This is a genomic window from Deltaproteobacteria bacterium, from assembly GCA_016709225.1.
GTDB classification, from domain to species: domain Bacteria; phylum Myxococcota_A; class Polyangia; order Nannocystales; family Nannocystaceae; genus Xiheibacterium; species Xiheibacterium phototrophicum.
Genome location: JADJEE010000012.1, coordinates 180469 through 194958 on the forward strand (window position 1 = coordinate 180469; position 14490 = coordinate 194958).

General features: G+C 71.0%; 9 protein-coding genes. 8 read left to right on the top strand and 1 reads right to left on the bottom strand.

Annotated features, from left to right (window positions below; genetic code table 11):
* Positions 1-68: 68 nt before the first annotated feature.
* From tadA to IPH07_25725, 8 genes are all read left to right on the top strand, one after another.
* Complete coding sequence (tadA, locus tag IPH07_25690) at positions 69-2771, top strand: Flp pilus assembly complex ATPase component TadA (GenBank protein MBK6920815.1); 2703 nt, start codon at positions 69-71, stop codon at positions 2769-2771.
* 164 nt (positions 2772-2935) lie between these two features.
* A complete protein-coding gene (tssJ, locus tag IPH07_25695) occupies positions 2936-3751 on the top strand; it encodes a type VI secretion system lipoprotein TssJ (GenBank protein ID MBK6920816.1) in 816 nt (271 codons plus the stop codon).
* A gap of 5 nt (positions 3752-3756) precedes the next feature.
* Positions 3757-5136 (top strand): type VI secretion system baseplate subunit TssK, encoded by a 1380-nt coding sequence (tssK, locus tag IPH07_25700; GenBank protein ID MBK6920817.1) that lies wholly within the window; start codon positions 3757-3759, stop codon positions 5134-5136.
* A gap of 43 nt (positions 5137-5179) precedes the next feature.
* Positions 5180-5851, top strand: coding sequence for a DotU family type IV/VI secretion system protein (locus tag IPH07_25705; protein MBK6920818.1), 672 nt, complete (start codon positions 5180-5182; stop codon positions 5849-5851).
* A 29-nt stretch (positions 5852-5880) separates the two neighbouring features.
* Positions 5881-9615, top strand: coding sequence for a type VI secretion system membrane subunit TssM (gene tssM / locus IPH07_25710; protein ID MBK6920819.1), 3735 nt, complete (start codon positions 5881-5883; stop codon positions 9613-9615).
* 25 nt (positions 9616-9640) lie between these two features.
* Positions 9641-10582: a type VI secretion system-associated protein TagF gene (tagF, locus tag IPH07_25715; GenBank protein ID MBK6920820.1), complete on the top strand. Its 942-nt coding sequence runs from the start codon at positions 9641-9643 to the stop codon at positions 10580-10582.
* Between the two features lie 14 nt (positions 10583-10596).
* On the top strand, positions 10597-11079 hold the full coding sequence (locus IPH07_25720) for a hypothetical protein (protein MBK6920821.1): 483 nt from the start codon (positions 10597-10599) through the stop codon (positions 11077-11079).
* Between the two features lie 195 nt (positions 11080-11274).
* Positions 11275-12558, top strand: coding sequence for a hypothetical protein (locus IPH07_25725; protein MBK6920822.1), 1284 nt, complete (start codon positions 11275-11277; stop codon positions 12556-12558).
* Here the strand turns inward: IPH07_25725 and IPH07_25730 are convergent.
* Positions 12555-14237 carry a hypothetical protein gene (locus IPH07_25730; GenBank protein MBK6920823.1) on the bottom strand — a complete coding sequence of 561 codons (1683 nt, stop codon included), beginning with the start codon at positions 14235-14237 and terminating at the stop codon, positions 12555-12557. The two genes, IPH07_25725 and IPH07_25730, sit on opposite strands and share 4 nt — an antisense overlap.
* Between the last annotated feature and the right edge of the window lie 253 nt (positions 14238-14490).

Sequence of the window (14490 nt, forward strand, 5' to 3'; positions counted from 1 at the left end):
CGTCGCAGCCTTTGTCGCGCGAGGGCTTCCCGAAGACCCCGCGCACGCGTGATGATGCGCGCACCGCCATGCTCCGCATCTCCGTGTCCAAGGCCGGCGAGGTCCCGCGCGCGCACGTCTTCGAGAAGCGGGAGATCACCGTCGGTCGCACGGCGGCCAACGATCTGATGATCTCCGAGCCAGGGGTCTCGAGCGCCCATGCGCGGGTGCTGTTCACCGGCACCGAGGTCACGATCATCGATCTCGAGTCCACCAACGGCACCTTCGTCAACGGCACGCGCATCCAGGGCCCGTACATCCTCGCGCCCCGGGACGAGGTCTACATCTGCGCCCACCGGCTCGAGTTCGAGATTGCCGCCGGCGCGATGGCGGGCCCGAACACCGGCGGGCGCGGCGTCGGCATGACCTCGGATCCGTCGATCCAGCCGCCGTCCCCCGCGTTCGCAGCATCGCCCGCCCCGAGCCCCGCGCCCGGCTACCCGTCGTCGCCGCCACCCCTCGGGCCGCCCGCAGCAGCGTTCGGTGCACCGTCGCCGGCCTTCGGCGCCGCGCCAAGCCCCGCGTTCGGCGGCATGCCGCAATCGGAGCCACCGCCGCTCGGGCCCCCAGCACCGCTCGATGCCGGGCTGTCGTCGGGCGGACCGCCGATGAGCCTCGGGGTTCCATCGGCGGTCGGCGTCGGTGGGCCGCGCCCGCGCAGCGCCGATGAACCTCCCACGATGCCGCCACCGATCACACCCATCGGCGGGCCGTCGCTCGGGGCCCCGGCCGGCGCGATGACCTCGGCGCCGTCGATGCCGCCGCCGCTCGAGTTCTCGTCGCCGAACCTCGCGGCCGATCTCGGCGACCTGCCGCCGCCGGTCGTGGCCGAAGCGCCCGCACGCACCGGCGCGACGCTCACGCCGAGCCAAGGCGGCATCGCCGACGCCAGCGCGCCGCCACGACTCGAGACCAAGCGCCCGGACACCCGCGAGCCCGCGGCGAACCTCGAGCCGATCGTCGCGCACGGCGAGCCCGCGTGGCCGGCCACGCCTTCGTACGCCGTCGATCCACCGTCGATGCCACCGCCGGTGGACTCGCTCCCGCCGCCCGTCGAACCGGTGGCGACGCCCGAACCTCCCCCGCCACCGGTCGAGCCCGCACCGCCCGTGATCGAGCCCGCACCACCACCGGTGGAATCACCGATCGCCGCCGCACCACCGCCGTTGCCGAGCGCAGAGCGCGAGCCCAGCTCGCCGCGGGCGATGACCCCGGCACCGGCACCGCTGCCGCCGATCGAGCCGCCGGTCGCGGCCTCGATCGAGCCGCCGGTCTCCCCCGACGCGTACACCACCGCCGACGCGTCGGTGAACGACATCTCGCGCCCCTTTGCGCCCACGCGCAGCAGCCCCTCGCGCCCGCCGGGCGTGCCGCAGGTCATCGCCGCCCCCGGTGCGCCGCAGCTGCGCTCGAGTCCGCAGCAGTCGCCGGTGCTGATCGACCCGCGCCACGTCGAGTCGCTCGACGTCGACTTCACCGATCTCTCGGCGTTGTCGGGCACCGCGCTCATGCGTGCCGCGTGCGCCCGGGTGTTCGCCGCCGTGATGGACACCCTCGCGCCCGAGGACGGCGTGCCCGATCGCGACGGTGACACCCGCGCCCGCGCCCGCGCCGAGGCCATGCGACTGCTGCAGCACGCCTCGACCACCGTGACCGGCATCGAGGTGCGTCCCTGGTCGGAGCGCATCGTGAGCGAGCTGTGCGGGCTCGGGGCCTTGTCGGCCCGGCTCGCCGAGCCCGACGTGCAGGAGATCTTCGTGCACGGCCCCGATCGCGTGCTGGTGCGGCGGGGGACCGGACCGGCCGCCGAGATCGACGCCAAGTTCTCGTGCCCGCAGGCCATCGAAGTCGTCGTGCGTCGACTGACGGGCACCAACTTCGGTGCAGAGAACCCCATCGTCGATGCGCGCACGCTCGACGGCGCTGATGTCTACGCGGTGCACGAGTCGGTCGCCAGCGGCGGACCGGTCGTCAACATCACGCTGCCGTCGCCGTCCGAGACCCGCTGGACGCTCGAGCGGCTGCTGCAGGACGGCTCGATCTCGCCGGCGATCGCGAACCTGCTCGCGACGTGCGTGCAGGCCGGGCTCGGTATCCTGGTGTGCGCCGGCCCGGGCGCGCGGGCGTTCCCGCTGCTGGCGGCGTTGATGGACGCGGCACCGACCACCGATCGCCAGGTGTTGGTGCGGCCGATGTCCGAGCCGGGCTTGTTGCCACCACAGGTGGTCGTGCTCGAGGGCGACGGCCTGGTCGGCACCGACGGCACCACGGTGATGCAGGCGCTGGTGCGCACGGCGGTGGGGCTGCGCCCCGATCGCCTCTGCCTGCACGAGACCGCCGGTCCCGAGGCCGCCGAGCTGCTCGCCATCGCCGGCCGCGGCCTCTCCGGTGTGCTCGCCTCGACCCGTGCCAGTACCGCCATGGGTGGCATCGGCCGCCTCGCCGCGCTCTCGGGGCTCGAGGGCGGCGGGCTCGATCTGGTGAGTCGCACCGAGCTGGTCGCCCGATCGATCGAGGTCATCGTGTGCGTGGGTCGATTCCCCGATGGCGTGTCGCGCGTGGTCGAGCTCGCCGAGACCCGCGTGGGCCAGGACGGCGCGGCCGCAGCCGCCGAGATCATCGGGATCGACGCGCGCACCGGCACGTGGCGCCACACCGGCGTGGTGCCCAACTTCTTCGCGACGCTGCAGCGACGCGGGGTCGTGGTCGACGCGGCGATGCTCGGCAGCTGACCTCGCGGGGACTCGACCGACTTCGTTCGCGGCCTTGGGCCCACGTGCGGCCCGGCGCCACCGCGGCGCCCTCGCGCGCGCTCGGGCCCCGCGGAGTTAAGCGTGGGAGCGGCTTGCGCCCGCGGTGTCGGCGTGTTGAGATTTCGCGGCTTTCCCGGCCCCTCATGCCCACGCGACGCACTCGGACCGCTCCTCTCCTGCGCTGTGCATCGACCCTGGCCCTGGGTCTCGCGCTCGCGCTCTCGATCTCCGCCTGCAAGAAGAAGAACGAAGGTCCGACCTGCAAGCCGGAGGACCACGCGAAGTTCAAGGTCCGCGTCTTGGTGCAGCCGACCAACGACATCAACCCCGACGAGAGCGGCGCACCGCTGCCGACGTTGATGCGGATCTACCAGCTCACCTCCGACGAGAAGGTGCCGCTGCTCGACTATCGCGAGGTCTGGGACAAGGGCAAGGACGTGTTCGGCGACACCTTCGTCGCCGAGACCGAGCACCAGGTCTATCCCGGCAAGCCCGACATGGTGGAGATCGAGCCCGATCCCAAGGCGAACTACGTGCTGGCGATCGCGCTCTTCCGCGAGCCCACCGGCTCGAGCTGGTACCGCCTGTGGGACGTGCCGAAGTACCACGGCGACTCGGTGTGCTTGGCCGAGCGGCAGAAGAAGACCTGGGCCGATCCGTGCTTCTACGTGTCGATGGAGCGCAGCACCATCGACGGTGGCCACACCCCGCCGGCGAGCTTCGACAAGGCGCTGGCCGGGGTCGAGTGCCCCGGCCCGCCGCTCAAGATGAAGCCGCCCGCACCCGAGCCCGAGGGCAAGAAGAAGAAAAAGAAGAAGCTGAAGGACTTGAAGAAGCCCGAGGTGCCCGAGCAGCCCGCAGCCCCCGAGGCTCCGGCGGCACCCGAGGCCCCCTCCGCACCGACCGCGCCCGAAGGCCCGGCCGCACCCGAAGCCCCCGCGGCACCGGGGAAGGGCTGACGTCGATGGCCAAGCGCAACCTCGATCGCGTGGTGTGGACCGAGGGGATGCTCATGTGTCCCCAGCACCTGCAGCAGCAGGATCAATTCATGGAGGCGACGCTGTCGTCGCGCCTTGCCGCCGCGGCCCCGGTCGCATGGGGCGTGGTCGCGATGACGATCGACGACGGCGCGCTCAAGGCCGGCTCGTTCAAGCTCACCGAGTTCGTCGGCGTGCTGTCGGCCGGCCTGCCGGTGGAGTTCTCGCCCAGTGAGGGCGGAGCCCCGGCCGCGCGACCGATCGCCGACGCGTTCCCGACCACCGCACCGATGCTCGAGGTCTACCTCGCGGTGCCGGCCTCGCGCGAGGGCATCCCGAACTACCAGGACGCCATCGACGACACCGCCAACGCCCGCTTCCGCATCGCGAACCGCCCGGTGCAGGACCTGACCATCGCCAAGACCGAGCAGATCGTCGCGTTCGGCCAGCCCAACCTCTCGATCGTGTTCGGTACCGAGGCCCGCGACGACTTCGAGACCGTCAAGATCGCCGAGATCGTCCGCGACGGCACCGGCAGCTTCGCGCTGTCGCGCAACTACATCCCGCCCGCCCTCAAGGTCGCTGCCTCACCGGTGCTCGCGTCGTGGATGCAGGACCTGCTCAGCGTGATGCTCACCAAGCAGCGCGCGCTGTCCGAGACCCGCCGCCAGATCGACGCCGCGGCGGTCGAGTTCACCGGCCAGGACATCACGCGGTTCCTGCTGCTGAACGCGCTCAACACGTACATCCCCCACGTCCGCCACATCACCGAGACCCGCGTGGCCTCGCCGCTGTCGTGCTACCTGACGCTGATCGAGCTCGGCGGTGCGCTCACGACCTTCTCGAGCGAGGTCGATCCGTCGAGCTTCCCGCGCTTCAACCACGCCGATCTGCGCAGCAGCTTCGAGGAGCTGTTCGGGCTGCTCAACAAGATGCTGGGCGCGACGGTGCGCGAGCTGTGCATTACCGTGCCGCTCGAGGCACGCCAGGACGGCATGTGGATCGGCCAGCTCAAGGACGATCGCCTGCCCCGCTGCCCGCGCTTCGTGCTCGCGGTCGAGGCCGAGGGCTCGCAGCAGGACGTCGCCAACCGCCTGCCCAAGCTGTCGAAGATCGCCTCGTGGAAGCAGATCAACCAGATCGTGCGCTCGGCGACCCCGGGCGTGCCGCTGGTGGTCACCCATCGCCCACCCTCCGAGGTGCCGGTGCGACCCAAGCAGGTCTACTTCATGCTCGACGTTTCGAGCGACTTCTGGCGACAGATCGCGACCGAGCGCACCGTCGCGATCTACTTGCCGCCGCCCTTCGATCCCAGCAAGGCCAAGATCGTGCTGATGGGCGTGCCCGAGCGCGCCGCACAGGCGTGAACCCCCGCGCGTCTGCGAACGCGCACCGCTTCGAGACTGCACCATGGACCGGGTCAACGAACTCACGAAGGACTGCTTCGATGCGCTGATCCAGCTGCGCAACGTCGCCGACGAGAGCCTGCTGGCGCCGGAGATGTTCCACGCGCGGGTGATCGGCTTCATCGACGAGCTGTTCCGCTCGGGACCACGCATGGGCCTGGTCGATCGCGACCTCCACGACATCGCCTACGCGGTCGTGGCGCTCGCCGACGAGGTCGCGATGCGCAAGACCGGCAGCATCCGCGACGTGTGGATGAGCAAGCCGCTGCAGCTGCACTACTTCAACGAGAACCTCGCGGGTGAGGGCTTCTTCCACCGGCTCGAGGCCACGCTCGGTGATCCACGACGGGTCGACGTGCTGCGGGTCTACTACCTGTGCCTGCTGTTCGGCTTCCAAGGCCGCTACGCCGTTCGTGGCGGCGAGCTCGAGCTGGCCGCGGTGCAACGCCGGGTCCGCGACGTGCTCGGCATCCACGCACGGCCCGAGCCGCTCTCGAAGCACCACCTGCGGCCACGCGAGCGGGTCGACCGCGCGCAGCAGTACTACGTCACCGTGTGGATCGGGTTGCTCGCGGTGCTGTTCTCGCTGGCGCTCATCATCGTGCTGCGCAAGGCACTCGATCGCCAGAGCTCCAACATCAGCGAGCGCATCGAGGCGCTGCTCCCGGACGAGTAGCCGCACTCGGACGGCTTCGACACCACACCATGGCCGCGCTCAAGTACATCTTCGCCGTCCTGCTCATCGCCGCCGTCTGGGCGGTGGTGCTGCTGCTGGGTTTGCCGATGTGGATCGCGATCGTCTCGACGGTCGTGATCGTCGCGGTGCTCGCGACCTTCGTGATCGTCAAGGTCGTGCGCGCCCGCAAGGCCGCCAAGGAGATCGAGCGCGCGCTCAAGGCCCAGGCCGACCGCCACGCCGCCAGTGCGCGCCCGGATCTGCGCGCCGACATCGAGTCGATGCAGCAGGAATTCCTGCGCGCGATCGCGGCGCTCAAGGGCAGCAAGCTCGCCGGCAAGAAGCCCAACGAGGCGCTGTACGCCCTGCCCTGGTACATGATCATCGGCCCACCGGGCGCGGGCAAGAGCACCGCGCTGCGCCAGAGCGGGCTGCGCTTCCCCTACCAGTCGAAGTCCGGTGGTGGCGTGCAGGGCGTCGGCGGCACCCGCAACTGCCAGTGGTGGATGACCAACGAGGCGGTCATCCTCGACACCGCCGGTCGCTACACCACCGAGGACAGCGACCGCGACGAGTGGATGTCGTTCCTCGACCTGCTCAAGAAGAACCGCCCCAAGCAGCCGGTCAACGGCGTGATGGTGGCGATCGCCGTCACCGACATCTCCGAGGCCCAGCCCGACGAGGTCCACGCGCGTGCGCGCGAGGTCCGAGCCCGCATCGACGAGGTCATGGCCAAGCTCGAGATGGTCGTGCCGGTGTACGTGCTGTTCACCAAGGTCGACCTGTTGCCCGGCTTCGTCGAGATCTTCGGTGACCTCGGCGACGCCGAGCGGCGACAGATCTGGGGCTTCACCGCGCCAGTGACCCAGAAGTCCGATCCGGCCACGCTGTTCCAGAAGCACTTCGACGAGCTCGCGCAGGTGGTCGAGCGCCGCGCGATCCGACGCATGGGCGACGAACGGCGGGCCGAGTCGCGCGACAAGATCTACGAGTTCCCGCAGTACTTCGAGCCCATGCGCGACAAGCTGGCGGCCTTCGTCGGCGAGCTGATGGCCGACAACGTCTACGCCGAGTCGCCGCACCTGCGCGGGGTCTACTTCACCAGTGGCACCCAAGAAGGCCGCACCATCGACCGCATCATGAACTCGATGGCGGCGGCGTTCGGCATCCAGCCCAAGCTGGCCTACACGACGCCGCAGGTCGAGCCCAAGAGCTACTTCCTCGGCGAGCTTTTCGAGAAGGTCATCTTCCCCGACAAGAACATCGCCCAGCGCAGCGCCGCCAAGGTCAAGCGTCAGGCCCTGATCGGCCACGCCATCGGCGGCGGCCTGCTGCTGGCTTCGATCGGCATGGCGCTACTGCCGGTGGTCGCGTTCCGCAACAACCGCGAGCTGATGACCGAGGCCCAGGACGCGCTCTCCAAGGTCGAGGAGCACGTGGGGCAGAAGGTGCCCGATCGCGTGAACGCGCCGATCCGGTTGGCGCAGGTCGACCCGTTGCGCGCGGTCGAGCGCACCCTCGACGAGCACGCCGACGACGGCGCACCGCTGTTGCTGCGCATGGGCATGTACCAGGGCGCGAAGTTCCAGCCACAGATGCGCCGGCTGTACCTGCGCACGGTCCGTGACGAGCTGGTGCGACCGTTCATCGACCTCACGGTCGCCGACCTCAAGCGCTTCGTGCAGAAGCACGGCCCCACGAGCGACGCCGTCAGCGGCGACCTCCACCGCGAGTACGAGGAGAAGCTGCGCTTCTACCTGCTGCTCACCGCCACCGCCAAGGGCGGCGGCGAGCTCGACTACCCGCCCAAGGGCGAGCCCGGCCTCGACGAGAAGCAGCGCGAGTGGATCCGCGGACGCATCGCCGACCAGTGGCGCGACGCGCTCAAGCACCTCGGCGACGTCGCCGACCGCGACACCATGCTGAACGTCGCCGACGCGTACCTCGACATCGTCGCCGAGGACAAGCTGTACCTGTTCGAGCGCGAGCTCAAGGTCGTCGAGAACACCCGCAAGATCTTGAAGCGCACCGATCAGCTCGACGCGCTGCTGCACGAGCTGCTGCGCGACGTCGAGGCGCCGGACCTCACGCTCGCCGACATCTCGAGCAGCCGCAAGGCACTGCTCAACGACGACGTGGTCGTGCCCGGCAAGTACACCCGCCAGGCCTGGGACGACGGCATCGCGGTGAAGCTCAGCCAGTCGGTCGACGCGCTGCTCGGCAACGAGTGGGTGCTGGGTTGGACCGAGGAAGAGGTCACCAAGAACCGTGAGCGCCAGCTCGACCTGCTGCGCTCGCGCTACTTCACCGAGTACATCGACGCCTGGAAGAAGTTCGTCCAGGCCATCTACACCAAGGCGCCGAGCGACCTGTCCGACGCCGGCGAGATCCTCAAAGACCTCACGGGTGGTTCGCCGGCGCCAATCCGGCGCACGTGCACCTTCGTCCTCTACCACACCACCCTCGACGATCCGGATCCGGAGGTCGAGGAGGACGAGCCCGATCTCGCCGACCAGGCGCTCGAGGCGGGTGCAAAGCAGCTCGAGAAGAAGGCCGGCAAGGCGGGCAGCAAGCTGGAGGCGGCGCGCAAGAAGCTGCTCGAGGAGCGCCGGAAGAAGCGTCAGAACGACCCGACCCTCAAGATCAACGAGGACGTGAAGAAGGAGTTCGCCGACTTCATCAAGTTCGGCTGCGGCGAGCAGATGCCGGCCAAGGAGGGCGAGCCGCCGCCACCGGCCAAGGCGGTGCCGCTCGACGCCTACGAGCAGGAGCTCAAGGCCGTGCGCGACGCCCTGAACGCCAAGCTCGCCGAGGAGAGCGCGGCCAACAACGCGGCGCTGAAGAAGGCCGTCGACACCGCGCTGACCACCAGCGAGAACCTCGTCAACGAGGCCGACAACGGCGCGTGGTTGGCGTCGTCGTTGCGCAAGATCCTGCTGCCGCCGCTGCGCGGCATGGCCGGGCTCGCCGGCCGCGGCGTGGACAAGGACCTCACCAACAAGTACTGCGCCGAGGTCGTCGACCCGATGAACAAGCTGCTGGCGAAGTACCCCTTCGCGCCCAAGGGCAGCGACGTGAGCCTGCAGCAGTTCTCCGAGTTCTTCGCGCCCGACGGCGGCAAGCTGTGGGCGTTCTACGACGCCGCGCTCGCCGGCCGCGTGCCGGAGAAGAACCACTCCTTCTCCATCACCAACGCCGGCAGCGGCGTCACGGCGATCGATCCGCGACTGGTGCAGTTCCTGAACCGCGCCCGCGACCTGCAGCGGGCGCTCTACGCCAACGGCGGCGCCGACATGGCGGTGGAGTTCGACGTGACGATCCGCGGCACCTCGAGTGCAGCCCGCACGACCCTCACCATCGACGGCCACGAGTACGTCTACAAGAACGGTCCTGAGCAGGCCGAGCACTTCGTGTGGCCCGGCGAGGGCGACAAGAAGGTCGGCAGCGTGGTCGCGGTCGGCGAGGGCTTCCGCGACGAGTTCGGTCAGCAGAGCAAGTGGGGCCTGTTCCGCCTCCTCGAGGCCGGCACCATCTCGTCGGGCGGCAACGGCTCGGGCTTCACCATCGTCTTCAACCTGTCGCCGACCGCGGGCGCGCGGAACCCCGATCAGGCGTTCCTGCGCATGCGCATCAAGCCGCAGGAGCCGGACATCAACCCGTTCTTCGGCAACGACGACCGGCCCGTCGACTTCATGTCGCTGTTCCGCCACCCCGACTTGGTGCCGCCCAAGTCGATCCTCATCGGAGGCCCGCAGTGTCCGTGATCGCGGCGAAGGGGGAGCCACGTCGATGGTGAACCCACGCATGGGCGTGTTCGGCAAGCTGCCGAGCGCCGGCGACTTCGTCTCGCACAACGCGTCGCACCCGGTCGCGCGCGCGCTGCAGGAGTGGATGGTCGGCGAGGTCGAAAACCTCGCCGCCAAGCGCAAGCACCTGCCCCCGACGCCGGTGAAGTTCCTCGTGCGCGATCCGGCCGGCACCAGCGCGTGCATCGGTGCGTTCGCGCCCGGTCGCGATCGGGTCGGCCGCGAGTTCCCGCTGGCGAGCTTCGTCTACGTCGACCTGCCGGTCGCGACCGTTCGCTTCCCGTCGCTGCCGGTGGCGTACGCGAGCTTTCTCGAGACCGCCGCACGCATGGTCGCCAGCGCTGCCGAGCTCACGCTCGATCTGCCGGGCGTGCTCATCCGCGGCGACACGCTCGTGCTGCCCGGCCCGCAGGAGCTCGAGGACGCGCGCACCTGGACCCATCAGGCGCTCGACGCGACCCCGGGGCAGACCATCCTCGACGCGTTGTTCGGGCCGGCCGCCGACGGCGTCGCGTTCCACGGCGTGCACATGTTCATGTCCGCGTGCGCGCACGTGCACGGCATGGACCCGGGGCGCGCATCGATCGTCCTCGATTGCCCGTGCACCGACGATGTGCAGCTCATCTTCTGGCTGCGCCTGGCCGACACGCTGCTGCAGTGGCGTCGCGCGCCGCCGTCGTTGTTCTGGATCGGCCCCGACGGGCCCAACTCGCGGCTGCTGATCTGCCTGGGCGCACCGGCGCCGGGCGTGCTGCACTTCCTCAGCGACCCGAGCGTCGCCGCCGAGAAGCTGTGGCCGATGCGCACCTCCCACGCCAGTGCGATCGAGGCCGGCCGGCGCGGGCTGTCGCCGAACGTCACCCGCGCGCTCACGCTGCCTCCGCCGGCGGCCAGCGGCCTGCTCAACATGCTCGCGGCGGGATGATCGGCGCGGCTGCGATGACGTCGATCCTCGCATGCCTCACGTCGTTCACGCTGCTGCAGCCCGCCGTGATCGACGAGGGCGCTGAACCGACCGCCGCGGCGCGTGCCCCCGCGATGCCGACAGCGCCGGCGCCGGTGTACGCGATGCCGCCGCCCGACGGCCCGCGACCGATGAGCGAGGGTGCGATCCGCATGGCAGCGTGGACCAAGCGCCGCAACGGGCTTGCCGTCGGTCTCGGCATCTCGCTCGGCGCGATGGTCGGTGGCGCGCTCTCGATCGGCCTCGGCAGCGTGCGCGCGCGCAACCAGTGCCGCGACTCGTTCTGCGAGGGCACGCCGTTCTTCGTGGGCCTCATCGTCGGCGCGCCGTTGCTCATCCTCGGCTTCGCGGGGGCACTCGGCACCGGCGTCGCATGGGGCGTGCACGTCGAGCGACGCCCGCCGAAGCTCGCCTGGCGCCTGCAGCCGACTGCGGGCGGGCTGACGCTCCGCTTCTGAGTCGAGGCTGAACGCGAGGCGTTCATCCTCGATGAAGGTAAGGAGCGAAGCGATGAGGGAAGGGGAGGCTCCGGCGGGCTTTGCCCGACGGCGGGGAAGGGCGGGCCGCCCTTCCCCATTTGCTTGGTAGGGCGTGTGTGAGCCGCACGGGAACCTCCAGGGCCTCCCGGCGCACAGCCCTAGCGGGACGAGGGCATGGGCACGACGACACGCACGATCACCGCGGGGGCACTGTTCGCGTTCGGGCTCGGCAGCACGCTCGCGCACGCGGACCCCTCGCTCACCGCGCGGCCGCGCGGCCGCGTCATCCACCTCGATCCGCAGCAAGCGTCCTTGGTCGCGCCGTGGCAACCGCAGGCCGAGGGCGGCACGCACGTCATCTACCTCAATCGCTGCGCCGCCGGCCTCACGCTGACGCAGGGCGCGACCGACAGCTCGCTCAACAACATCTCCAGCATCGTCACCGGCACGGTGAACTTCCCCGCGTACCCCTTCGGTGACGCGGCGTGGAACGAGCTCGTCCAGGGCACGCGCGAGATGTACGCGCCGTTCGGCATCACCGTCACCGACGTCGACCCCACGCCGATGCCCCACGACGAGGTCGTGATCTGCGGCAACGATGTCGCGTCGGGCTTCGCGGGCGCGGCCGGGGTCGCGCCCGGCACCTGCCAGCCGATCCCCAACGCGATCACCTTCGTATTCCCGGAGACCATCGGCAACGACCCGCGCTTCACCATCGAGACCATCGCGCAGGAGTCGGCGCACGCCTGGGGGCTCGATCACGAGTTCAAGTGCGAAGACCCGATGACGTACCTGCTCGACTGCGGCGACAAGGCCTTCCTCGACGGCGACTTCCCGTGCGGCGAGTACGAGGCGCGCGCTTGCTATTGCGGCGGCAACACGCAGAACTCCTACCAGACCATCTTGTCGCTGTTCGGGCCGGGCACCCCCGACACCGCCGCGCCGAGCGTCATCATCGACAGCCCCAGCGACGGCACGCGGTTCGACAGCGGCGTCGCCTTCGACATCGCCGTCACGGTCGCCGATGACGTCGGGGCCACGCGCGCCGACCTCTACGTCGACGGCATGCTCGCCAGCTCGGACGACAGCCAGCCCTTCGGCCCATGGCCGGTGGTCGACGCGCCCGACGGCAGCCACGAGTTCTACGTCGAGGTGCACGACGCCGCCGGCAACCTCGGCACCAGCGACGTCGTCAGCGTCCTCGTCGGACTCGCCGACGACTCGGGCGGTGGCGGCACCGAGGGTGCCGGTGGCGACGGCACCGGTGGCGACGATCCCAGCGCCGGCGGTGACGAAGGCGGCACGCCCGGCGGCATCACCGGCGGCGGCGCGATCCCACCGGGCTTCGGCCGCGGCACCGATGACGGCGGTGGTTGTGCGATCGACCGCGACGCCACCACGCCGCGCGCGTGGTGGTGCCTGCTCGTGCTCGCGGCCCGGCGACGACGCGCGCGCTAGAAGTCGCGGACGTCGACCAGCTCGCCGATGCAGCCGGTGTGGCCCATCGCGGCCTCCTTGCCGGCGCCGCCGTGCTGGCCTCCGTGACCGCCGATGCCGGGCTGGCCGACGTGCCCGCCGCCCAGGATGAGGCCGGTGGTGAACATCGCGACCTCGCCGCGCCGGGCGATCGCGATCGAGTCACCGCCGCAACCGCCAGCGCCACCGCCACCACCACCGCCGCCGCCACCGTGGCCGCCGACGCCCGCGTTTGCGGCCGCGTGACCGGCCCCGGCCGTGGCCTCGCCGCCGGCACCACCGGCACCACCGGCACCACCATCGCCGCCGACACCACCGTCGCCACCGCGACCTCGGGTGATGCGCGTCGCGTGCAGCTCGAGCCCGCTGTCGACCACGACGATCGCGATGCTGCTGCCGCCGGCGTGGCCCGGCGATCCGCCGACGCCACCGCAGCCGCCACCGCCACCGCCACCGCCGAGGCCGCCATCGGCGGCGGTGATCGGACCGCCGCAGGTGCCAGCGTCGATGTCGTAGCTCGCGGGTGCACCACCGCCACCACCACCGCCGGGCGTGCCGTCGCTACCTTCGGCCGCGAGCGCGGGCACCCAGTGGCCATCGTCGTCGAGCTCGCCGCTGGTCTTGGCCTCGGCACCCGGCAGGCCCGGCGCGCCGTCTTCTCCGTCCTCGCCGTCGCCACCGTCGCGTGGGATGTCGCCACAGACCACGCCGCCACAGTCACCCGGCGGTACCCAACCGCCCGCACCGCCCGCGGCCGCGAGCACGTCGGCGCCCGACATCGGCGGCACAGGCGGACACACGAGTCCGTCGCCACCGCTGCCGCCGACGCCACTGCACGCGGCGAGGCCACCCGCGCCACCCTCGGCGCCGGCTTGTCCCGCCGCGCCCGCGAGCGCGAACGCCATGTGGGTGCCCGCGAGCCCACGGGCTCCGTCGCCGCCGACGACGTGCACGTGCTCGAGCGCCACCTTCACCCCGCGATTGCCAACCAACGACACCGCGACGCTGCCCTGCCCCGGCGCAACGCCATCGGGCGCCACCAGCTCGAGCGCTTGCAGCCACACGTCGGCCTCGAGTCCGCGACCCACGACCGCGGCCTCGACGTGTCCGCGCACGCGCGTGATCGCCTTGTCGTCGCGGCGCGTGAAGGCGTCGGTGTAGCCGCCGTAGATCGACACGCCGCTGCGCAGCGTCACGGTCTCGTCGTAGTCCCCCTCGGCCACCAGCACGTCGTGCGGCGGCCAGTAACCGGCCGCGGCCACGATGCCCTCGTGGATCGTACGCAGCGGTCGGCTCGGCGTGCGGCCGTCATTGCCGGCGACCCAGCGCGCGGGATCGACGAAGACCGACGCGCACAGCGTTCCGTCGACGCCGTCGTCGTCGGCATCTTCGAACGCGAGGTCGGGACGATCGAAGCGCTCGCAGGCCCCGGCCACGCCGTTGCCGTCGGGCTCGCCACCGCTGCTGCCCTCGCCGCCGCCACCACCGGCGCCGGTCGTGCCCCCCGGGTCCTCGTCGCCGTCGTCACCCGAGCTCGACGCATCGGCGTCCTCGTGCAGGCCCGACCCCTCGCCACCCCCAGTGCCCGCAACGGGCTCGGGTACGCCGCAGCTCGCGGCAAGGAGGCAGGCGGTCACGAACGTTCGGCGCTGGATGGTCATCGCATGCCCTCGTTCGTCCACCACCGCGGCCGCTGCAGCGTCGGCAAGTCCTCGGAATGGGACGGCGACGCCGGCTCGCGGCCGCGGCTGCACCACCGGCGCGGCGCCATCGACCCGCCTACACCGCGGTCGGCCGACCGGCCGTGGCCCGCGGTCCTCGGTATCCGACCTGCCCGTGACGTGGGACCCGCGCGGCATCACGCACGTGGCCGCGCCCGCGCAGGCTTAAGTGCCGCGCGCACGGGTGTCCCCT